18 protein-coding genes are annotated in these 19105 nt (G+C 70.2%); 4 read left to right on the top strand and 14 right to left on the bottom strand.

Features of this window, described 5'->3' with window-relative positions:
• Positions 1 to 2: 2 nt before the first annotated feature.
• The 8 genes from BKA10_RS13445 to BKA10_RS13480 form a co-directional block, all read right to left on the bottom strand.
• On the bottom strand, positions 3 to 1181 hold the full coding sequence (locus BKA10_RS13445; RefSeq protein WP_183500411.1) for a branched-chain amino acid ABC transporter permease: 1179 nt from the start codon (positions 1179 to 1181) through the stop codon (positions 3 to 5).
• Positions 1178 to 2056, bottom strand: a complete 879-nt coding sequence (locus BKA10_RS13450) for a branched-chain amino acid ABC transporter permease (protein WP_183500413.1) — start codon at positions 2054 to 2056, stop codon at positions 1178 to 1180. The genes BKA10_RS13445 and BKA10_RS13450 overlap by 4 nt, the downstream gene beginning before the upstream one ends.
• Positions 2056 to 2772, bottom strand: coding sequence for an ABC transporter ATP-binding protein (locus tag BKA10_RS13455; RefSeq protein ID WP_183500415.1), 717 nt, complete (start codon positions 2770 to 2772; stop codon positions 2056 to 2058). The genes BKA10_RS13450 and BKA10_RS13455 overlap by 1 nt, the downstream gene beginning before the upstream one ends.
• Positions 2769 to 3491 (bottom strand): ABC transporter ATP-binding protein, encoded by a 723-nt coding sequence (locus tag BKA10_RS13460; protein ID WP_183500417.1) that lies wholly within the window; start codon positions 3489 to 3491, stop codon positions 2769 to 2771. Before BKA10_RS13460 ends, BKA10_RS13455 begins: the two co-directional genes overlap by 4 nt.
• A 98-nt stretch (positions 3492 to 3589) precedes the next feature.
• Complete coding sequence (locus BKA10_RS13465) at positions 3590 to 4330, bottom strand: glucose 1-dehydrogenase (RefSeq protein WP_183500419.1); 741 nt, start codon at positions 4328 to 4330, stop codon at positions 3590 to 3592.
• Entirely contained in the window at positions 4327 to 5307 is a 981-nt protein-coding gene (locus BKA10_RS13470) for an NADPH:quinone oxidoreductase family protein (RefSeq protein ID WP_183500421.1), read from the bottom strand. Before BKA10_RS13470 ends, BKA10_RS13465 begins: the two co-directional genes overlap by 4 nt.
• Positions 5308 to 5311: 4 nt before the next feature.
• Entirely contained in the window at positions 5312 to 5911 is a 600-nt protein-coding gene (locus tag BKA10_RS13475; protein ID WP_183500423.1) for a TetR/AcrR family transcriptional regulator, read from the bottom strand.
• Positions 5912 to 5949: 38 nt separating this feature from the next.
• Positions 5950 to 6693 (bottom strand): SDR family oxidoreductase, encoded by a 744-nt coding sequence (locus BKA10_RS13480; protein ID WP_183500425.1) that lies wholly within the window; start codon positions 6691 to 6693, stop codon positions 5950 to 5952.
• 91 nt (positions 6694 to 6784) lie between these two features.
• On the opposite strand from BKA10_RS13480, the gene BKA10_RS13485 reads away from it, so the two are divergent.
• On the top strand, positions 6785 to 7891 hold the full coding sequence (locus BKA10_RS13485; RefSeq protein WP_248199254.1) for an AI-2E family transporter: 1107 nt from the start codon (positions 6785 to 6787) through the stop codon (positions 7889 to 7891).
• An 82-nt stretch (positions 7892 to 7973) separates the two neighbouring features.
• Here BKA10_RS13485 and BKA10_RS13490 read toward each other — a convergent pair whose 3' ends face one another.
• From BKA10_RS13490 to BKA10_RS13500, 3 genes are all read right to left on the bottom strand, one after another.
• Positions 7974 to 8567 carry a hypothetical protein gene (locus BKA10_RS13490; protein ID WP_183500427.1) on the bottom strand — a complete coding sequence of 198 codons (594 nt, stop codon included), beginning with the start codon at positions 8565 to 8567 and terminating at the stop codon, positions 7974 to 7976.
• A 115-nt stretch (positions 8568 to 8682) separates the two neighbouring features.
• Entirely contained in the window at positions 8683 to 9021 is a 339-nt protein-coding gene (locus tag BKA10_RS13495; protein ID WP_183500429.1) for a type II toxin-antitoxin system PemK/MazF family toxin, read from the bottom strand.
• Positions 9005 to 9205: a hypothetical protein gene (locus BKA10_RS13500; protein ID WP_183500430.1), complete on the bottom strand. Its 201-nt coding sequence runs from the start codon at positions 9203 to 9205 to the stop codon at positions 9005 to 9007. Before BKA10_RS13500 ends, BKA10_RS13495 begins: the two co-directional genes overlap by 17 nt.
• Positions 9206 to 9357: 152 nt before the next feature.
• On the opposite strand from BKA10_RS13500, the gene BKA10_RS16975 reads away from it, so the two are divergent.
• A complete protein-coding gene (locus tag BKA10_RS16975; RefSeq protein WP_183500432.1) occupies positions 9358 to 10413 on the top strand; it encodes a DUF998 domain-containing protein in 1056 nt (351 codons plus the stop codon).
• 4 nt (positions 10414 to 10417) lie between these two features.
• Here the strand turns inward: BKA10_RS16975 and BKA10_RS13510 are convergent, their stop codons facing one another.
• Together BKA10_RS13510 and BKA10_RS13515 are read right to left on the bottom strand one after the other, a co-directional pair.
• Positions 10418 to 12979, bottom strand: a complete 2562-nt coding sequence (locus BKA10_RS13510; protein WP_183500434.1) for a helix-turn-helix transcriptional regulator — start codon at positions 12977 to 12979, stop codon at positions 10418 to 10420.
• Positions 12980 to 13050: 71 nt separating this feature from the next.
• Positions 13051 to 14553, bottom strand: a complete 1503-nt coding sequence (locus BKA10_RS13515) for an arylsulfatase (protein ID WP_183500436.1) — start codon at positions 14551 to 14553, stop codon at positions 13051 to 13053.
• Positions 14554 to 14734: 181 nt separating this feature from the next.
• Here BKA10_RS13515 and BKA10_RS13520 point away from each other — a divergent pair, with 181 nt between their 5' ends.
• Positions 14735 to 15667 carry an HAD family hydrolase gene (locus BKA10_RS13520; protein ID WP_183500438.1) on the top strand — a complete coding sequence of 311 codons (933 nt, stop codon included), beginning with the start codon at positions 14735 to 14737 and terminating at the stop codon, positions 15665 to 15667.
• A gap of 45 nt (positions 15668 to 15712) precedes the next feature.
• Here the strand turns inward: BKA10_RS13520 and BKA10_RS13525 are convergent, their stop codons facing one another.
• Complete coding sequence (locus BKA10_RS13525) at positions 15713 to 16606, bottom strand: formylglycine-generating enzyme family protein (protein WP_183501214.1); 894 nt, start codon at positions 16604 to 16606, stop codon at positions 15713 to 15715.
• Positions 16607 to 16733: 127 nt separating this feature from the next.
• Here BKA10_RS13525 and BKA10_RS13530 point away from each other — a divergent pair, with 127 nt between their 5' ends.
• Positions 16734 to 19088 carry an arylsulfatase gene (locus BKA10_RS13530; RefSeq protein WP_183500440.1) on the top strand — a complete coding sequence of 785 codons (2355 nt, stop codon included), beginning with the start codon at positions 16734 to 16736 and terminating at the stop codon, positions 19086 to 19088.
• The last annotated feature ends 17 nt before the right edge of the window (positions 19089 to 19105 follow it).

Below are 19105 nucleotides of genomic sequence, written 5' to 3' on the forward strand. Positions count from 1 at the left end.
TGTCACCTTTCTTGTGCAAGGAACTGCTTCGAGGGGTTGGAGGTCGTGCCGGTGGTGGATGCCGGGGACTGACGATTCGGGGCTTGATCAGACCCCGGCATCCGATCGGCTGACGCGGTGAACCCCAGCTCTGCGTCAGCCGACGTATGGGTGGACTTCGTGCGGCGCCGGACGCCCCAGCTGCCGGCGAGGCCGGTGGGGCGGACGAGCATGACGATGATCAGCAGGACGCCGAAGACGAGTACGGAGAGGTTGCCCGACAGGCGCTGCTCGAGCTCGGTCGGCAGCTCCAGCGCGCCGGCGAGCACGTTCAGCAGCCAGGGCAGGACGACGATGATGACCGCCCCGAGCGCGGCCCCGCCGATGCTGCCGAGCCCGCCGATGACCGCTGCCACGAGCAGCAGCAGCGAGAAGGCGAGCGTGTAGCCGCCCGGGCTGACCGACTGCGTCACGAAGCACAGCACGGCACCGCCTGCGCCGGCGGCTGCGGCCGACACCGTGAACGCGGTCACCTTCACGCGGCGCACGGCCACCCCGTTCACGCGGGCGGCGGTCTCATCGTCGCGCACGGCGCGCATCCGCAGGCCGCCGACGCCGCGTCGTACCAGTACGAGGGCGGTGGTGGTGACCGACGCCACACCGATCGCGACCCAGGCCTGCCACTGCTCCAGGGCGATGAGCCGGTTCAGGAACTCCGGCACGGGACTGTACGCGGTCTGCACGCCCTGGTCGCCGCGGAACACTGCGCTGAACACGCTCGTGAAGGCGGGCAGGGCGATCACGAGCGCGAGGGTCAGGCCGGCGAGGTACGGGCCGCGCAGGCGGGCGCCGGCGAGCCCCAGGAGCAGGCCGAGGAGGGAGGCGGCCACGACGCCGGCCACCAGGGCGACCGCGAAGCGGACGACGCCGTCCACTCCGGCATCCGTCAGCGCATTCGAGGTCAGCGCATAGCCGTACCCGCCCGCGGCCATGAGCGCCGCGTGCCCGAGCGAGAGCTGGCCTGACAGGCCGATGAGCAGCGTCAGGCCGCCGACGGCGCACAGGTATGCGGCCGCGGTCGCGAGCTGGAAGTTGCGGAACGGGTCGAGCAGGAACGTCCCGCCGATGGCGAGGAGGGTCAGGATGCCGGCGAACACGAGCACGCGGCGCGTGCCGGTCAGGCGGGGGAATACGCGCTTCATGCGGTCCGGGCCTCTCTCATCGAGAACACTCCGCCGGGTTTGACGAGCAGGACGACGACGAGCAGCACGAGCACCCCGATGGGTGCGACGGTCGACCCGAGGTAGCCGGTGATCAGGCTCATCACGACACCGACCGTGAGTCCGCCCAGCAGCGCCCCGACCGGGGAGTCGAGGCCGCCGACGACGGCGACGGTGAACGCGTAGACGAACAGCATGTCGGTCGAGTGCGGGTTCAGGCCCAGCTCGGTCGGGATCAGCAGCAGCGCGGCGAGGGCGGCGACGGCGGCGGAGAGCATCCATCCGATCGTGACCATGCGTCCGACGCGCACGCCGAGCATGCGCGACACCTCGGGGGCGAAGGCCGAGGCGCGCAGCTGCAGGCCGAGCGCCGTGCGCGTGAAGAGCAGGGCGAGCAGGCCCATCACCCCGAGTGCGACCACGAGCACGAAGATGTCGTAGGGCGAGAGCAGCGGCACGCCGCCGACGAAGATCGGGGTCTCGTCGAACGGTGCGGCCATCGGCCGGTACTGCGGGCCGAACGCGATGCCCAGCAGCGACTGCAGCACCATGACCAGGCCGATCGCCACGATGACGCCGGCCAGCGGGGTCGAATGCGGTGCGTGCCGCATGACGCCGCGCTCGACGACCCAGCCGATCGCGGCTCCGCCGAGGATGCCGGCGGCCAGGCCCGCGGCGTACGAGCCGGTCATGCCTGTCACCGCGAACGCGAGGTAGGTGGCCACGAGCGCCATGGCGCCCTGGGCGAAGTTGATGATGCGTGCGGCGCGCCAGATGAGCACGAGCGAGAGGGCGAACAGCGCGAAGATCGCGCCGCGCGCCAGTCCCGTGGCGAGGAGGAAGGCGAGGCGGTCCATCAGAATCCCAGGTAGGCGTGGCGGAGGGCGGTGTCGTCGGCGAGGGCGGATGCCGCATCGTCGGCCACCAGGCGGCCGAGGTCGAGCACGACGCCGCGATCGGCGATCGACAGGGCGCTGGTGACGTTCTGCTCGGCCAGGAGCACCGTCATGCCGCCCTGCGCGGCGGCGTCGCGGAGGGTGCCCATCAGCTGGGCGACCACGAGGGGCGCGAGGCCCAGCGACGGCTCGTCGAGGGTGAGCACGCGAGGACGGGCGAGCAGGGCACGGCCGAGCGCGAGCATCTGACGCTCCCCGCCCGACAGCTGGTGGCCGTCGGCGGCGCGGCGCCGGGACAGCGGCTCGAACAGCTCGTAGATCTCGGCGATCGCGGCCTCGCGGCCGCGGCCGCGGTAGCGCCAGAGGGCGCCGAGGCGCAGGTTCTCGTCGACGGTGAGCTCGGCGACGACGCTGCGCCCCTCGGGCACCTGGGCGATGCCCAGCCGGGCCCTGTTCTCGGGGTGCACCCGGGCGAGGTCTGCGCCGTCGAGGGTGACCCGGCCCGACGTGGGCCGGACGAACCCGGCGAGCGTGCGCAGCAGGGTCGTCTTGCCGGCCCCGTTGGCACCCAGGAGCGCGACGACGTCGCCGGGCTTGAGGGCGAAGCTGACGGCGTGGAGGACGGGCTCGCCGCCGTAGCCGACGGTGAGCTGTTCGAACGCGAGCGCGCCGGTCATGCGGTCGCCTTCACGCCGAGGTAGGCCTCTTCGACCCGGGGGTCGACCCGGATCTCGGCCGGGATGCCGCGGGCGATGACCTTGCCGAAGTCGAGGACGACGATGTGGTCGGCCAGGTCCATGACGAAGTCGACGTGGTGCTCGACCAGCAGCACGGCGCAGCCGGTGGCGGCGATGGTCCGCACGGTGTCGGCGAGGGCGGCGATGTCGTCGTGCCCGAGCCCGCCGGCCGGTTCGTCGAGCAGGAGCAGGCGGGGCTCGATCACGAGCGCGCGGGCGAGGGCGACGCGCTTGCGGACCGGGTAGGGGAGTGCGGCGACGGGGCGGCCGGCGACGTCGGCGAGCCCGCGGGCGTGCAGCTGCGCGGCGATGCGGTCCGCGGCATCCGCAGCCCCGGCGATCGGGAGGGCGATGTTCTCCTGCACCGTGAGCGCGTCGAACAGGCCGAGGCTCTGCAGCGTGCGGGCGACGCCGTGGCGGGTGAGCGCCGAGGTACGGGGTGGAACCGGCTCGCCGTCGAGGCGGATCTCGCCGGCGCGGCGGCGCACGAGCGAGCAGACCGCGTTGAAGACGGTGGTCTTCCCGGCGCCGTTGGGGCCGATGAGCGCGACGATCTGCCCGGCGCCGACCTCGAAGGTGACATCGTCGAGCGCGGTGAGCCCGCCGAACGTGACGGTCAGTCCGTCGACGCTCAGTCGCGGGGTGGGTACGGCGTTCATCGGCACCTCTCTGTGTCGGGTGTCGCCAACTGTACCGCAAAAACCGACTGGACGGTATGTTGCGATGAAAGGACCACCCAGCGCGGCGGGGCGGGGTCCTATTTGTGGGGGATGCCGGTGATCATGCCACCGTCGACGACGAACTCGGCGCCGGTGGTGAACCGCGACGCGTCCGAGGCGAGGAACACGATCGTGCCGGTGACGTCTTCGGGGGTGCCGGGGCGCCCGAGCGGGATGTCGAGGTGGGCCGGGTCGATGCGGGTGGTCATGTCGGTGAGGATGAGCCCCGGGTGCACCGAGTTGACGCGGATGCCGCTCGCCCCGAGCTCGACGGCCATCGACTTGGTGAGGCCCCGCACGCCGAACTTCGCCGCCGTGTAGCCGTGGAGTCCGCGGCTGCCGCGGATGCCCTCCACCGACGAGATGTTGATGATCGACCCGCCGCCGGCCGCCTTCATGACGGGCACCACGGCGCGGCATCCGAAGAACGTGCCGGTCAGGTTCACCGCGATGACCGTGTCCCACTTCGCGGTGCTCAGATGCTCGATGGGCGCCGCGTTGACGATGCCCGCGTTGTTGACCAGGACATCCAGCGCCCCGAAGGCGGCGACGGTGTCTGCGATCGCGGCATCCCACCCTTCTTCGTCGGTGACGTCCAGGGGAGTGAAGCGGGCGCGCTCGCCGAGTTCCGCCGCCAGGGCTGCGCCTTCGGCTTCGAGCAGGTCGGCGATCATGACGGCGGCCCCCTCGGCGTGCAGGGCACGCACGTATGCGGCGCCGAGGCCGCGCGCACCGCCGGTGACGAGGACCGTCTTACCGGTCAGCGAGAACGCGCTCACGCGCCGACCTCGATCACGACCCGGCCCACGGTGCTGCCGCCTGCGAGCTTCTCGATCGCATCGGGCGCCCGTTCGAACGGGACGACCTCGTCGATGACCGGGCGGATCGCACCCGAAGCGGCCAGCGCGGTGAGGGCGTCGTGAGCCTCGATGACCAGGTCGGGCCGGCGCTCGGAGTACAGGCCCCAGTACAGGCCGAGGACGGCGAAGTTCTTCACGAGCGCGATGTTGGTCTTCAGCTGCGGGATCTCGCCGCTGGCGAACCCGATGACCACGATCCGGCCCTCGAAGGCGATGCAGCGGGTGGACGCGTCGAACGCCGCTCCGCCCACCGGGTCGAACACGACGTCGGCGCCGTGCCCGGCGGTGATCTCCTTGATGCGGGCGGGCAGGTCGTCGCGCCCGCGGACGAGCACCTCTTCGGCTCCCGCGGCCCGGGCGACCGCGGCCTTGGCATCCGACCCCACCACGGCGATCACCCGCGCGCCGGCCGCGACGCCGAGCTGTACGGTCGCCGCACCCACACCGCCGGCGGCCGCGTGCACGAGCAGCCACTCGCCGGCCTGCAGCCGTGCCCGGCGATGCAGGGCGAAGTACGCCGTCTGGTAGGCGACCATCAGACCCGACGCCGCGATGTCGTCGAGCGCCGCCGGGGTCGGGTGCACGTCGCGCGCCGGCACGGCGGCCAGCTCGCTGAGCACGCCGATCATGCCGCCGACGACGCGCTGCCCGATCTCGAACCCGGTCACGCCGTCGCCGAGCGCGACGATCGTGCCGGCGAACTCGACGCCGGGCACGAACGGCAGGTCGGGCTTGACCTGGTACAGGCCGCGGGACAGCAGCACGTCGGGGAAGTTCGCCGCCACGGCTGCGACGCGCACGAGCACTTCACCGGGACCGGCCGCCGGGTCGTCGACGTCGACGAGCTCGAGCACCTCGCGGGGCTCTCCGTGGGCGGTGACGTGCCATGCGCGCATGCGGCTACTCCTTGGGGTGCGGGTGGGGGGTGTGGATGCCGGTGAGGTAGAGCTCGGTGAGCTGCTCGGCAACCTGCGCCGCCGACTCGGGTCCGCCCGGCGAGTACCAGTGCGACAGGTAGTGCACATCGCTGAAGAAGTGGGCGATGAGCAGCGGCGCCGGGATGTCGGTGCGGAACGCGCCCTCCTGCTGACCCCGCTCGAGGAGCGCGGCGACCTCGTCGTGATACGCGCGGCGGCGGCGGGTGACCTCCTGCCGGCGCGGAGCCGAGAGCATGTGGGCGCTGCGGAAGTACACCGTGCCCTCGTCGAGGGATTCGATCGACGTCTTGATCACATCGATGCACACCGCGCGCAGCACGGCTTCGGCGTTCTCGCCGCCGGCCGCGATGATCTCGTCGAGATGGCGTTTCTGCAGCGACAGCAGCCGATCGTAGATGCCGAACAGCAGGTCGTCCTTCGACTCGAAGTAGTGGTACATCGCGCCCTTGGTGACCCCGGCCGCCTCCACGATCTGCTGGACGCTCGTGTTGGCATAGCCCTGGCTCGCGAAAAGCTCCACGGCAGCCCGGGTGACCTCGTCGGCGACACTTGTCTGCTTCATGCGTCCATCTTCTCGCGTCGGGTGCGACTCAGTGCGACTCAGCCGATCGGGCGGATGGACGCGCCGCCATCGATGAGGATCGTCTGGCCGGTGATCCACGCGGCATCCGTCGACAGCAGGAACGACACCGGACCGGCGATGTCGGCCGGTTCGCCCAATCGGCGGAGCGGATACGCCGAGGCCGCCTCTTGCTCGTGCCCCTCGTACAGCGCGCGTGCGAAGCGCGTCTTGACGACGGCGGGCGCGACGGCGTTGACGCGGATGGCGGGGGCGAGCTCTTCGGCCAGCTGCATGGTGAGGTTGATGAGGGCCGCTTTCGAGACGCCGTAGAACGAGATGTTCGGCGAGGCGGCGACCCCCGAGACCGATGCGATGTTCACGATCGCGCCGGCGAGGCCGGCGTGCACGGCGTCGCGCGACCATTCGAGCGCGGCGATGACGTTGACCTCGAGGATCTTGCGGGCGGCGGCGGGGTCGACTTCGAGCGCGGGGCCGTACGCGGGGTTGATGCCCGCGTTGTTGACGAGGTGGTCGAGCCGGCCGTGCCGCTGCGCGATGTGCGCGAAGACGGCCGCGCGGTGCTCGGGGTCGTCGGCGCGACCGGCGACGGCGGAGGCTGCCGGGCCGAGGGTCGCGAGCGCTTCGTCGAGGCCCTCCTGGTGGCGGCCGGTGATCACGACAGATCCGCCTTCGGCGACGAGGCGCTCGGCGACCGCGAACCCGATGCCGCGGCTCGCGCCCGTCACGAGGGTCACGGTGCCGTCGAATCGGGCGAGAGCCATGCGTGCCTCCTTGCACATACCGTCTAGTCGGTACGACCTTAGCACGCCGCGCGTCGCGGGGATGCGGGGGCGACGTGGGTAGCCTGGGGGCGTGAAGCGCTCTCAGGCTGTCAGTCCCGCGGTCCCGCAGCCCGTGCTGCCGCCGACGCTGCGGATTCTGCTGGGGCTCGCGGCCGCAGTGATCGTTCTGGTCGGGGTGCACCTGGCGGCCGAGATCGTCGGGCCGCTCGCGCTCGCCGCCGTCATCGTGATCATCTGCCATCCGCTGCGGCATCCGCTCGAGCGCCGGGGCTGGCCGCGCTGGCTCGCCACCACCACGGTGATCGTGGTCGCCTACGCGGTGCTGGCGGCGATGGCGCTGCTGCTGTTCTACGCCGGCGTGGAGTTCTACCAGCTTGTGCGCGATGCGGCCGGCACGCTTCAGGCGTCGGCCGACGGCATGATCGCGTGGCTGCGGGATCTCGGCGTGCAGCAGGAGGTGTCCGATGCCATGGGCTCGATCCTCGCGCCCGGGTCCATCCTCGGGTTCGTGGCGTCCGCCGGCGGAGCGGCGATCGGCGTGCTCACCGCGTTCTTCTTCGTCCTCGCGTACGTGATCTTCATGGCCGTCGACGGGGCCCGTTACGCCACCGCCCCGCAGGTGCTCGGGGCGCACGTCCGACCGACGGTGTCGCGGTTCCAGGCATTCAACCGGGGCGTGCGACGCTACTACATCGTCAACGCCAGCTTCGGCCTGGTCGTCGCGATCATCGACGGCCTGGCCCTGTGGGCGCTGCACGTTCCGGCGCCGGTGGTCTGGGCGATCCTCGCGTTCGTGACCAACTTCATCCCGAACATCGGTTTCGTGATCGGCCTCGTCCCGCCGGCGCTGCTCGCGCTGGCGGTCGGCGGCTGGCCGCTCATGCTGGCGGTGATCGCCGTCTACTGCGTGGTCAACGTCACGCTGCAGGTGCTGATCCAGCCGAAGTTCGTGTCGGATGCCGTAGACCTGAGCCTCACGCTGAGCTTCTTCTCGGTGATCTTCTGGACCTTCATCATCGGCCCGCTCGGTGCGATCTTGTCGATCCCGCTCACGCTGCTGGTGCGTGCCCTGATTCTCGAGGGCGACCCGCAGGCGTGGTGGCTGCGCTGGCTGTCGGGCGACACGCAGGCGCGCCCGCCGCGCGGCGTGGAAGCGGCCGCCGGCGACGCCACGTAGCCGCGAACCTCGGGCGGAGTGAATGCCGCCGGCGACGCCGCCCGCGGACCCGCGCCGCAGCCGGTCAGCGCGCCGCGACGGGTCAGGACGGGTCGAGCCGCAGCACGGTCGGCGACTCGCCCACCGAGAGGTCGTCGACGATCCGCAGCGTGCGGGCGATCTCGTCCACCGCCCCGATCACCGTGCCGAACCGCTCGCGGTCGCCGCAGACGGCGGTGAGGGTCACGAGGTGCGTGCCGGTGTCCCACGTGTAGCTCGCGAAGGGCGGGGTGCGCGGATCGGCCGGCAGCGGCATCGCCAGCTTCTCACCGGTGCCCAGGTGCGGGTTGCGGAACGACTCGGTGTCGTCGTACTCCATCGGCATCATCGCGCGGGCCGTGCGCAGCTGCGGCGTCAGCTCCTGGAGCTGCGCCATCACGACCAGCAGCGCCGGATCGTCCTTCCACACCCACACGAGCACGCGGCCATCGGCCTTGCGCATCAGCAGCGGTGCCGCCTGGCTCATCGCCCACGCGGCGAACCCGCCGCCCGGCCGGCTCGGCGCACCGGTCACGGCACCGGCCTGACCCATCAGCATGCGGATCGCCGCCTTGCGGTGACGTCGCCCGCGGAAGCCGAGCGAACCGGTCACGGGCACCCAGCGATCGGCGGGGGCATCGGCCTGCAGACGGGGCATGTCTCCAGCGTAGGCCGGGGGCGCTGGCGGTTGGCTGGGACGCCCGCCACAACTTCCAGCGTCAGGCCGTCGGCAGCATCGAAATGGCCGGCCTGAAGTAGCTCGACCGGGGCAGTCAGGCGTCGATGATGATCATGACGGTGCTCCGGATCTGTTGCAGTACGATCGGGCCGACGTTCCCCAACCTTGCACTCACGCGGGTCGTGGCGACCGATCGGATGTGCTGGCACTGCGCAGCCGAGGCTACACCGAGGCCGTTGTGCTGATCCGGTTCGACGACGACCTCGGAGCCGCTGTCACGGATCGTGCGCGTGAGCGGAACGACCTGGATGACGTTCGGGCTGCCACGGAGGATCTGCTCAGCGGTGACGACGACCGCAGGCCTGCGCACGCCGGCCTCTGAACCCGCGGGCGCGCCGAGGTCGAGGTCGACGACGTCACCCGGCGTCAGCATCGAGCCAGGCGAGCTCGTCGTCGCGCAGCGGCGCGGAGAGGTCGCGCCCGATGGCTTCCTGTTCGAGCAGGCGTGCACCCCGGGCGACGGTGTCGGTCAACGACTCGCCCCGGCGGGCGGCCAGGTCGTTGAGGATGTCGCGTGTGGCGCGAGTGATCCGGATCGTCGTCGTCGTCTGGCTCATGCATCCACTGTAGCTCATGTAGACATTCCAATCTACACGTCGCGCGATGCCGCGTCATTCCGGCGCGGTCGACATCTGTGCCTCGGCAGTCGCCTCAGGAGCCCGGCGCGGCGCACCTCGATGCGCCGGGCTCACCGTGGGACACTCGGCGTGTGACCGCACCTGCCACCCGCCGCGCCGCACGGCTCCGCGCCGCCGCCGAGATCGACCCTTCGAGCCAGCGCTCGCTCGAATCGCTCGGGCTCGGGATCGGGGCGATCGCGTTCGTCATCACCGCGCTCGTCGCCCTGGCCGCGTTCCGCTTCGAGTCCGCCCCGATCGCCGGGCCGAACTCCGCGGGCCAGTTCGCCGCGATCGCCTCGGCCGTCACCGCAGCGCTCGCTTTCATTGCGGGCCGCTATGTCGTTCGCGACACGAGCCGCCAGGTGCGTGCGCTCGACGTCCTCGACGTGGCCGCGCTCGCGTTCGCGCATGCGATGGTAGCGCTGCTGAGCTGGACCCTGCTCGCGGTCATCTTCGAGGGCGGGTTCGTGGATGCCGAGGTGTTTGCGCTTCCGCTCCTGATGCTCTCGGGCGCGGCGGCCGCCCTCACCGGATACGTCGCGTTCTTCTCGGCGACTCACATGGATCTGTCGCTGCTCGCCGTCGTGCTGGCGGTCTTCCTCGTACTCGGGGTCCTCGCGAGCACGCTGAGCTCGGCCGACCCTCACTGGTGGGAGATGAACCTCAGCGCACTCGGCGCGACCGACGATCTGTCGGCGCTCGCGTTCAACCTGACCCTGATCGTCGCCGGTGTCATCGTTACCACACTCGCCCGCTACGCCACCCGGTCGCTGCCCACCCCGCATCCGCACGGCGCCCGCAACGTACGCATCTGCCTGATCATCGTCGGGATCTTCCTGGCCTGCGTCGGCATCTTCCCTGTCGATGAGCACTTCTGGATCCACAACACGGTGGCCACCGGAATGGCCGTCGCGTTCGCTGTCGCCGCGATCCGGATGCCGGTGTGGATCCCCGGCATGCCGCGCGCGTTCGTCGCGCTCGGGTGGCTGTTCATCGCCATCACCGTTGTGCTCGGGGTGCTGTTCGCCGTCGGCTACTACACGCTGACGGCCGTCGAACTGGTCGCCGGGGTGCTCATCTTCTCGTGGATCATCCTGTTCCTCCGCAACGCCGCCGCGCTGCACGAGGACACCGACCGGGCCTGAGGCCTCACAGACGCACGCGCACTGCCTCGCGCCGGTTGGTGACGTCCAGTTTGCGGTAGAGCGACTGTACGTGGGTCTTGACCGTGTTGGTCGACAGGAACAGCTGCGCAGCGATCTCGGAGATCGTCATAGGAGTGCGCAGGTAGGCCAGGACCTCGCGCTCGCGGGCCGAGAGCGCGCCCGCTGCCGTTGCGGTGCCGCCACGGTTCAGCGCCTCGGCGATGAAGGCGCCGTGGCGGCTGCCCCACGTCGCGTGGGTCTGCAGCAGGGCCTGCACTTCGGGCAGCGGATCGGCGAACGGCCGCAGGATGTGCTCGATCGCGGCCAGGTCGAGTGCTCGCTCGAGCACAATGTGCGCGTCGTCGCGACCGGCATCGTCGCGCAGCAGCGCGTCGGTCAGCATCAGCCGCACCCGGGCGGGCACCGTCAGCGATCCCGCCGGTGTGCCGGCCACGATGCTGCGGGCGGTGGCGACGTCGCCCGCTCGGCGGAGCACCTCGGCGGCGACGGCACGCGGGACGGGGAGATAGTCGTCCGATTCGATCGACCGGTTCGCGTACCGGATGGCGTCGTCGGTACGTCCGCGGACGATCGCGAGCTTCGCGAGCGCGCAGTCGCGGAAGCCCTGCCAGGGGACGCCCAGCACCGTCTCGGCGGGCATGGTGTGCAGTCGTTCGAGGGCTTCGGCCTGCCACGTCATGTCGCTGGATGCCGCGGCGGCAAGGGCGTCGTACATGAGCGCGACCGGCTCGTACGCGGTGCGGCCGATGGCCAGCCGGCGGACGTCGGTGAACGCGTCGCGCGCCAGAGGCAGATCATCGCGCCAGTACGCGACGAAGCCCTCGGTGCACGCGGCGCTGCCGCCGTCGTACACCTGCCATTCGTCGTCCTCGCCGACGGGAACGCTGCGTGCGGCGAGCCGGAGCGCCTCGGTGAGGTGGCCGTCGAACGCGAGCGCGAAGGCGAGGGTGCCGGCCACGCGGGCCGCGAGCCGCGGCCGTTCGCGCGCTTCGGCTTCGCGCAGCGCCGTGCGCAGCGTCGCGATCGCGTCCACCGGTCCACGGCGCAGGCGCAGGGACGTGTAGCCGAGCACGAACAGCACGTGCGGGGTCAGCCGGTGGCCGACCGCACGGGGGTCCTCCAGCGCGGAGACGGTGCGTTCCACGTAGGCACGCAGTGGTCCGGGCTCGTCCGTGGTCATCATGCCGGCGACCGCGACGACGGCGCACTCCTGCGGCGTCTGGGCGACGGCATCCGCACCGCGGCGCATGAGCAGGCGGGCGCCTGCCGTGTCGCCGGCGATCCAGGCGCAGCACGCGCGGATGCCGAGGGTGGCCGCGCGGTCCGCCCACGCCGGCGGCAGCGCCGCGCACAGGCGGTCGAGAGCACGCGCACGCCCTTCCTGCATGAGTTCGAGCCACGTCGACATGAGCACGCGGTGCGCACGTCCGGGCTGCTTCGCGGCGAGGTAATGCTCGACGGAGGCGAGGGGCTGGGTCTCCTCCAGGTACTCGGCGGCCCGGATATGGCGGGCCGCGGTCTCTTCGGGCGCCCGTCGCTGCTCGGCGGCGAGGACGGCGGCGCGGAAGGCGGCGTGCCAGGTGTACACACGGCGACCCTGATCACTGAACCGCTCGAGGAACAATCCACGGCGTGCGCACTCGTCCACGTGCGCGGCGGCGTCGGGGTCGTCGGGCAGGAGCGCCGCCGCAAGCCCGGCGTCCAGTGGCGAGGCGATCGTGGTGGTGCGGATCAGCGTCGCCAGCTCGGTGGGCAGCCCGCTCAGGATGACGTCGCCGACGTAGTCGTCGAGATCTTGCGGCAGGCTGGCCGAGCCGCCCCCCAGATGCAGACGCACGGCCAGCGGCCAGCCTCCGGTACGTCGCTGGATGTCCGCTGCTTCGCTGTCTGAGCAGCCCTTGCCGGCGACCAGCGCGGCCGCGGCGGCGATCTCCGTGGCGTCGAATGCGAGGTCGTCGGGGCCGAGCGCGGTGCCGTCGACGCCGAGCGTGCGGAGCATGTCTTCGCCGTTGAGCGTGGCCAGCAGGATGAGCTGCAGCCCGGGCGGGCGCTTGAGCGCGAGGGCGCCGAGCGGGCCGGTCTGCAGAGCGTCCGCGAACTCGACCTGGTCGATCACGAGTGCGAGGCCGTCCTCCAGATCGGCGAGGACGGCTGCGAGCGCATCGGCCACGGTGGTGCCGTCATGGACGTCGATGGCGGCGGTGTCGAGGTGCGCGAGCGCGCGGACGTCGCGCAACTCGCGGCGCACGGCGGCGATGATGCCGTGCGCGATTCGCTCGTCGTCGTGATCGAAGCGCGTCAGGCTCAGCCATGCCACCGGACGCGGCGCCGAGCGCGCCCATTCGGCTGCTGCCGTGCTCTTGCCATAGCCCGAGGGTGCGCCCACCGCGACGACTGCCGCGCCGTCCACGGCAGTGTCGATCGCGGCGATCACGCGCGGCCGCGGAATCGTGAGGCGTGCTTCGGGTGGGGTGGTCAGAAACCATGGCGTGCGCGGCCACTGGGCGAGAACCTCGCCCCCGGACGCGCGTAGCCCATCGGTCATGGCCCTCATCATAGAAGGGTCATGGAACGTCGAGACGACGGCACGTCACACATCGCCGCGCGGCGTGCGAGTCATGAAGCGCCGGCCGTCGCCCCCTCCAGCTTCGCCATCACCTGGTTGATCGTGAACGACGCCGACTCCTGGCGGGCCGGGAACTCGCGGAGGCTCTGCAGCATCCGGGCGACGTAGGCCTGCGCCGGCACGAACAGGAAGATGCGGTCGATCACCCAGTCCCAGTAGGTGTTCGACGTGATGTCAGCACGCTCGTACGGGTCGGTGCGGAGGTTGAACAGCTTCGGGAACCGGAGCTCGATGTAGGGCTCCTGCCAGACGGCGAGCGTGCCGACCGCGCGCTGCTCGAGGAAGACGAGCTTCCAGTTCTCGAAGCGAAGCCCGGTGAGGTCGCCATCGTCGGACACATAGAAGAAGTGGCGACGTGGACTGTGCTCGGCGGCCCCGGTGATGTAGTCAAGCTGGTTGTGCCCGTCGAGGTGCACCTTGTATTCGGTGCCGTGCAGCTCGGTGCCTGCCGCCAGCCGCTCGGCGATGTCGGTGTCGCCGGCGGCGGCGAGCAGCGTCACGAACCAGTCGTTGTGGCTGACGATGCCGTTCAGGGTCGTGCCCGCCGCAATATGCCCGGGCCAGCGAACGATGGCCGGCACCCGGTACGCGCCCTCCCAGTTGGAGTTCTTCTCGTTGCGGAACGGCGTCATTCCGGCATCCGGCCAGCTGTTCATGTGGGGACCGTTGTCGGTCGAGTACATCACGATCGTGTTCTCGGCCAGGCCGAGCTCGTCGAGCAGGTCCAGCAGCGAGCCGACGACGTCGTCGTGGTCGAGCATGGTGTCGTGGTAGTTCGACTGCCACCGCCCCGCCCGGCCCTTGCTCTCCTCTTTCGTGTGCGTACGGAAGTGCATGTGCGTCGAGTTGAACCACACGAAGAAGGGCTGGTCGTCCTCAGCCTTGGCGCGGATGAAGTCTGCCGCGGCGTCGCGGAACTCCTCGTCGACGGTCTCCATCCGCTTCTTGGTCAGCGGGCCGGTGTCTTCGATGCGCTGGGTGCCGTCGTCGTTCGCCCAGGAGTGGATGACCCCGCGCGGGCGGAACTTCTCGCTGAAGCCGGGGAACTCCTCGTCAGTCGGGTAGTCGGGGTGCTCGGGCTCCTCCTCGGCGTTGAGGTGATACAGGTTGCCGAAGAACTCGTCGAAGCCGTGTGCCGTGGGCAGATGCTCGTCGCGGTCGCCCAGGTGGTTCTTGCCGAACTGACCGGTGGCGTAGCCGTGATGCTTGAGCGCGTCCGCGATCGTCGGGTCCTCGGGCTGCAGGCCCAGCTTCGCTCCCGGCATGCCGACCTTCGTCAGACCGGTGCGATACGGGTTCTGGCCGGTGATGAACGCGGCACGGCCGGCTGTGCAGCTCTGTTCGCCGTAGTAGTCGGTGAACTTCACGCCCTCGTGGGCGAGACGGTCGATGTTCGGCGTGCGATACCCCATGAGGCCGTCGGAGTACGCGCTGACATTGCTGATGCCGATGTCGTCGCCCCAGATGATGAGGATGTTGGGCTTGTCGGTCATGGCAGGATCCTCGCTCGCAGAGTTGATGAGTCTGCGGGTATGCAAGCACGGCGCGTCGCGCTACGCCAGGGCCAGCGAACGACACTCGCCCCGCGTGGGTGAGCGTGACGTCGTCGCGGAGGAAAGTGATGCGGCGGAGCGCACACGGCCCTACCGTCGGAGTCATGCAAGGAACACGCTCATGACCGATCTGCTGCCCTCGTGGCGCGACACCGCCACCCGCGCCGCGATACTCGACTTCGTCGACGCGGTGACCGATTCGGACGGACCGCATTTCGTTCCCGCCGGTGACCGCGTCGCCGTCTTCGACAACGACGGCACCCTCTGGACCGAGAAGCCGTTCGTGACGCAGTTGGCGTATCTGCTCGAGCAGTGGAAGGCACAGGTGGCCGCCGACCCGTCGCTCGCCGACACCCAGCCGTACCGGGCCGCGGCCACCGGCGACCTTGCCTGGCTCGGCACCGCGGTCGACAAGCATTACGCCGGCGACGACGCCGACCTCGGGCTGCTCATCAAGGCCGTGGCGGGCGCGACCGCGGGCACGAGCGTCGAGGACTACCAGGCCGCGGTGTCGGCGTTCTACCGCGATGCCCGGCACCTCACGCTGCAGACGTCGTATGCGCACACCGTCTACCAGCCCATGGTCGAGCTGATCCGTCTGCTGGACAGCCACGACTTCCGCACGTACATCGTGTCGGGCGGCGAACGCGACTTCATGCGCCCGATGGCCGAGGAGTACTACGGGATTCCCGTGCAGCGGGTCATCGGCACCGCGCTCGGTCTCGAGTACGACGCCGACGCCAACGTGGTGCGGTATTCACCGTCGCTCGACTTCTTCGACGACGGAGGCGAGAAGCCGGTGCGCATCTGGGCGCGGACCGGCAAGCGACCGATCCTCGCGGCGGGCAACTCGAACGGCGACGTGCCCATGCTCCGGTACGCGCAGGGATCGCCTGCCAGCCTCGCGCTGCTCGTCCACCACGATGACGACGCCGGCCGTGACGTGGCCTACGACAAAGGCGCCGAAGACGCGCTCGCTGCGGCCGACACACACCGCTTCACCGTGATCAGCGTGCGCGACGACTGGGAGACGGTGTTCCCCGCAGAGGGGTGAGAGACGAGTGGATGCCGGGTTCGGGCATCCACTCTCCTGCAGTGCTCACGCGTCGCGGGCGCAGCGGAACCCGATGTGGCTCATGCCGGTGTCCTCCGCCTGCGGCGAGCGGGCCGCGGGACGGAATCGGAGGCAGTAGTCCGGCGAGCACAGCTGTGAGCCGCCCTTGAGCACGCGGCGCGGGATGTCGGGGAAGCCCTCCTGGGCGCTCGCGGCGGCCAGCAGGTTCTGGCGCTTGCCGGCATCGACCGGCTTGTCGCTCAGCCGCAGATGCCGCGGGGTGTAGAAGTCTGTCGTCCACTCCCACACGTTGCCGATCATGTCGAACAGGCCGTAGCCGTTCGCCGGGTACGACCCGACCGGCGCGGCATCGCCGACGCCCCGGTTGTCGTAGGGGAAGTGTCCCAGCCAGCTGTTCGCCTGCGGCACGCCGTCCGGGTAGGGGTCGTCGCCCCACGCGAAGCGCGCACCGTCGACCCCGCCGCGGGCGGCGTACTCGTGCTCGGCCTCGGTGGGCAGTCGTTTGCCGGCCCAGGCCGCGTATGCGACGGCATCCTCGTACGCGATGTGCACGACTGGATGCCGGGGCCGATCATCGACGGACGAGCCCGGCCCGAACGGGCGCCGCCATGAGGCGCCCGGCTGCCAGCGCCACCAGTTGCGCCAGTTGCCGAGGTCGACGGGGCCGCTGGTGGGAGTGAACACCATGGATCCCGGGACGAGGTCGGCGGGGTCCGCGCCGGGGAAGGCCGCAGGATCGAGGTCGCGTTCGGCGACGGTCACGTAGCCGGTGTCGGCCACGAATCGCGCGTAGTCGGCATTGGTGACCTCGTGCCGATCGATCGAGAAGGCGGCGACGCTGCGCTCGTGCACGGGCCGCTCGTCGGGGTAGAAATCGGCTGACCCCATCTGGAACGTTCCCGCGGGGATCAGCACCATGTCGTCGGTCACGTCGTCCACGCTACTGCGCTGCGGGTGAGGTGCAGAAGCGACCATGGTCAGGCCCCGCCCGTTGCCCCTACATTTGGGCGTAGGCCGACGTCCGCTCGGTAGAAGGATGCGTGTGATGAGCGACAACCTCCAGCGCGGCGCGCTGCCGATCCCCGACCTCGCCTACACGGGGACGGTCACCTACGACGCCACTGATCCGGACACGCATTACCCGCCCATTCAGCCCATCCGGCCGCCGGCCGGGGCCCCCAACGTGCTCGTGGTGCTGATCGATGACACCGGGTTCGGGGCATCCAGCGCCTTCGGCGGGCCGGTAGAGACCCCGAACTTCGAACGTGTCGCGGCGGCGGGCCTCAAATACACGCGCTTCCACACGACCGCGCTGTGCTCGCCCACCCGCGCTGCGCTGCTGAGCGGCCGCAACCATCACACCGTGGGCATGGGCGGCATCACCGAGATCGCCACATCGGCGCCCGGCTACAGCTCGGTGCGGCCCAACTCATGCGCCCCGCTGGCCGAGACGCTGAAGCTCAACGGCTACAACACCGCCCAGTTCGGCAAGTGCCACGAGGTGCCGGTCTGGCAGGCCAGCGCGATCGGGCCGTTCGACGCGTGGCCGAGCCCCGGCAACGGCTTCGAGTACTTCTACGGCTTCATCGGCGGCGAGACCAACCAGTGGTATCCGGCGATCTACGAGAACACCACGCCGGTCGAGCCCTGGGGGACCCCCGACGAGGGCTACCACTTCATGGCGGACATGGCCGACAAAGCGATCGCCTGGACGCGCGAGCAGAAGACCCTCGCCCCCGAGGTCCCCTCGTTCACCTACTTCGCACCCGGCGCCACGCACGCGCCCCATCACGTGCCTGCCGAATGGGCTGACAAGTACAAGGGGAAGTTCGATCAGGGCTGGGACGAGGTGCGCAAGGAGACCTTCGCCCGGCAGCTCGAACTCGGCGTCGTCCCGGCCGATGCGGTCCTCACCGCGCGCAGCCCCGGCATCCCTTCGTGGGACGAGATGAGCGACCTCATCAAGCCCGCGCTCGCGCGGCAGATGGAGGTCTACGCGGGATTCCTCGCCTACACCGACCACCACGTCGGCCGCCTGCTCGACGCATACGAAGAGCTCGGCATCCTCGACGACACCCTCGTCTACGTCATCATCGGCGACAACGGCGCGAGCGCCGAGGGGTCGATGCACGGCACGACCAACGAGGGTTTCACGATCAACCACATGAACGAGATAGAGACAGAGCAGTACGTCGCCGACCACATCGACGAGCTGGGCACGCCCAGCTCGTACAACCACTATGCGGTCGGCTGGGCGCACGCCATGGACACCCCCTATCAGTGGACCAAGCAGGTCGCTTCGCACTGGGGCGGGACGCGCAATGGCACGATCGTGAGCTGGCCCAACGGCGGCGTGGAGAAGGGCGGCATCCGCAACCAGTTCTCGCACGTCATCGACGTCGCCCCGACCGTGCTCGAAGCGGCCGGCATCCCCGAGCCGTCGACCGTGCACGGCGTGACGCAGCGTCCGTACGAGGGCACGCCGATGAACTACACGTTCGCCGACGCGGAGGCCGAGGAACGCCACGTCACGCAGTACTTCGAGATGTTCGGCAACCGCGCGATCTTCCACAAGGACTGGACCGCGGTGGCCAAGCACAAGGATCCGTGGCTGGCATCGAGCCACGGCCTCGACGACGACGTCTGGGAGCTGTACAACGTCGACGAGGACTGGACGCAGTCCACCGACCTCGCGGCTGCCGAGCCGGAACGGCTCGCGCACCTGCAGCAGCTCTTCCTCATCCAGGCGGCACGGTTCAACGTGCTCCCGCTCGACACCCGCAGTGCCGAGCGCTTCAACCCCGACATAGCCGGCCGGCCCCAGCTCATCTCCGGCGACACGCAGACGTTCTACCCCGGCATGAAGCGGCTGAGCGAGAACTCGACCATCAACATCAAGAACAAGTCGTGGACGGTCACCGCGAAGGCGACGGTTCCGGATGCCGGTGCCGACGGTGTGCTGATCGCCCAGGGCGGCGCGTACGGCGGGTGGTCGTTCTACACGACCGGCGGCGCGCTCGCGTTCGCCTACAACCTGCTCGGCATTGCGGTCGACGTCGTGCGCTCCGATGGCGCCGTCGCAGCGGGCTCACACGAGCTGCGCGCGCACTTCGCCTACGACGGGGGCGGCCTCGGCAAGGGCGGCACGGTGACGCTGTTCGCCGGGGATGAGAAGATCGGCGAGGGCCGTGTACAGCGGACGCTCCCGTTCCAGTTCACGTTCGACGAGACCGTCGACATCGGCTGCGACCTGGCGTCGCCGGTCTCACCCGATTACGGCGCGACGGGCAACGCCTTCACCGGCACGCTCGACTGGGTGCGCATCGACCTCGGTGATGACGACCACTCGCATCTGATCGATGACGAGCACAAGCTGCAGGTGGCGATGCTCAAGCAGTAGTTCAAGCAAGTGCATGG

It is taken from the genome of Microbacterium invictum (assembly GCF_014197265.1).
GTDB classification, from domain to species: Bacteria; Actinomycetota; Actinomycetes; order Actinomycetales; family Microbacteriaceae; genus Microbacterium; species Microbacterium invictum.

What these genes read in the sequence shown, in the direction of transcription:
- BKA10_RS13445 (WP_183500411.1), bottom strand. Translation starts at nt 1,181, where the DNA reads ATGAAGCGCGTATTCCCCCGCCTGACCGGCACGCGCCGCGTGCTCGTG.
- BKA10_RS13450 (WP_183500413.1), bottom strand. Translation starts at nt 2,056, where the DNA reads ATGGACCGCCTCGCCTTCCTCCTCGCCACGGGACTGGCGCGCGGCGCG.
- BKA10_RS13455 (WP_183500415.1), bottom strand. Translation starts at nt 2,772, where the DNA reads ATGACCGGCGCGCTCGCGTTCGAACAGCTCACCGTCGGCTACGGCGGC.
- BKA10_RS13460 (WP_183500417.1), bottom strand. Translation starts at nt 3,491, where the DNA reads ATGAACGCCGTACCCACCCCGCGACTGAGCGTCGACGGACTGACCGTC.
- BKA10_RS13470 (WP_183500421.1), bottom strand. Translation starts at nt 5,307, where the DNA reads ATGCGCGCATGGCACGTCACCGCCCACGGAGAGCCCCGCGAGGTGCTC.
- BKA10_RS13475 (WP_183500423.1), bottom strand. Translation starts at nt 5,911, where the DNA reads ATGAAGCAGACAAGTGTCGCCGACGAGGTCACCCGGGCTGCCGTGGAG.
- BKA10_RS13480 (WP_183500425.1), bottom strand. Translation starts at nt 6,693, where the DNA reads ATGGCTCTCGCCCGATTCGACGGCACCGTGACCCTCGTGACGGGCGCG.
- BKA10_RS13490 (WP_183500427.1), bottom strand. Translation starts at nt 8,567, where the DNA reads ATGCCCCGTCTGCAGGCCGATGCCCCCGCCGATCGCTGGGTGCCCGTG.
- BKA10_RS13495 (WP_183500429.1), bottom strand. Translation starts at nt 9,021, where the DNA reads ATGCTGACGCCGGGTGACGTCGTCGACCTCGACCTCGGCGCGCCCGCG.
- BKA10_RS13500 (WP_183500430.1), bottom strand. Translation starts at nt 9,205, where the DNA reads ATGAGCCAGACGACGACGACGATCCGGATCACTCGCGCCACACGCGAC.
- BKA10_RS13510 (WP_183500434.1), bottom strand. Translation starts at nt 12,979, where the DNA reads ATGACCGATGGGCTACGCGCGTCCGGGGGCGAGGTTCTCGCCCAGTGG.
- BKA10_RS13515 (WP_183500436.1), bottom strand. Translation starts at nt 14,553, where the DNA reads ATGACCGACAAGCCCAACATCCTCATCATCTGGGGCGACGACATCGGC.
- BKA10_RS13520 (WP_183500438.1), top strand. Translation starts at nt 14,735, where the DNA reads ATGACCGATCTGCTGCCCTCGTGGCGCGACACCGCCACCCGCGCCGCG.
- BKA10_RS13525 (WP_183501214.1), bottom strand. Translation starts at nt 16,606, where the DNA reads ATGGTGCTGATCCCCGCGGGAACGTTCCAGATGGGGTCAGCCGATTTC.
- BKA10_RS13530 (WP_183500440.1), top strand. Translation starts at nt 16,734, where the DNA reads ATGAGCGACAACCTCCAGCGCGGCGCGCTGCCGATCCCCGACCTCGCC.